At 46.1% G+C, this 1,163-nt stretch carries 1 protein-coding gene and 1 tRNA gene; one reads left to right on the plus strand and one right to left on the minus strand.

The annotated features are described in order from the left end of the window. The first annotated feature begins 25 nt into the window (after nucleotides 1-25). Nucleotides 26-102 (plus strand) — tRNA-Asp (locus Q4Q54_RS21600). A gap of 383 nt (nucleotides 103-485) precedes the next feature. Here the strand turns inward: Q4Q54_RS21600 and Q4Q54_RS21605 are convergent. Beyond that, the coding region (locus Q4Q54_RS21605) for an IS110-like element ISSba19 family transposase (RefSeq protein WP_311989527.1) at nucleotides 486-1,163 on the minus strand (678 nt) is incomplete at its 5' end.

Here is a 1,163-nt window from a genome sequence, read left to right on the forward strand (position 1 = left end):
GTTAACGTGCAAACGTTAGACTAAAGGAGCGGTAGTTCAGTTGGTTAGAATACCGGCCTGTCACGCCGGGGGTCGCGGGTTCGAGTCCCGTCCGCTCCGCCAACATTTCGATAAGCCCTAACAGCAATGTTAGGGCTTTTTCGTATCTGGAATTTATCTATTTCAATCGTCGCGGCCGTCCCGTCCAACAGCATCCCTGCTTAATAGCCCAGCTAGGCATATATGGACCCATCCGGTTTGCAAGACATTCGATAGCGATTTTGAGAAGAGTTCATTGCACCCATATATTCGGCCTGTTATTGAGGTATGCCTCTGGCCCTGATGGATATCTGCTTCTACTGTCCTTATCATCCTTGCGGCTTCATTATGAGCCTATACCGAGCTAAGGTTTTCAGTAGATCAGTCTGACTGTCTCATCATCAATTCAAGTGTCTTAGCAGCTTGCTGGTTGGTTAATTATTAACGTTTATTGAATCTATTCAGCACTATACTGGAAGTCGATATTCTTCGTCATGCGCCGCGATAACCCATGCCATTCTCGCGAGTTTATTGGCGACGGCTACACAGGCTCGGTTAAAACCTCGGCGTTCTGCTAACTGGATTGCCCAGCAACTAAATTTATCCTGTTTATGACAACTGTGCTGTAACACTGCTCTGGCGCCGTGGATGAACAGGGTACGTAAGTAAGCATTTCCCCGCTTGCTTATTCCAAGGAGGTTATCTTTACCTCCACTGCTGTGTTGCTTGGGAACCAAGCCACACCAAGCTGAAAAGTGTCTACCATTACTGAAATCTTTACCATCACCGACGGCCGCATAAAAGGCGGTAGCGGTGACTGGGCCAATACCAGGGATAGTTTCTAAACGCTGGCAAATCACATTATTCTTAGTTTCAGTGAGCACTTGAACGTCACAACCCTTAAGCCGTTTTTCTATATCACTAAACTCTTCATATAACTGATAAAAAATGGCCCGACCTTTGGTAGTCAGCGCATTGGTTTCATCCGCTAAAATATCTGGGAACTGTACTTTAAAAGCCGATTTACTTTTGGTTATCACAATGCCGTATTCCGCTAACATCCCTCTGACTTGATTGATTAAGGCGGTTGATTGTTTAGTTAATCGTTCGCGCATGCGGTGGAGCAGTTGCACATCTTGCTGCTC

This window comes from Shewanella sp. SP2S2-4 (genome assembly GCF_031932025.1).
Classification (GTDB): Bacteria; Pseudomonadota; Gammaproteobacteria; order Enterobacterales; family Shewanellaceae; genus Shewanella; species Shewanella baltica.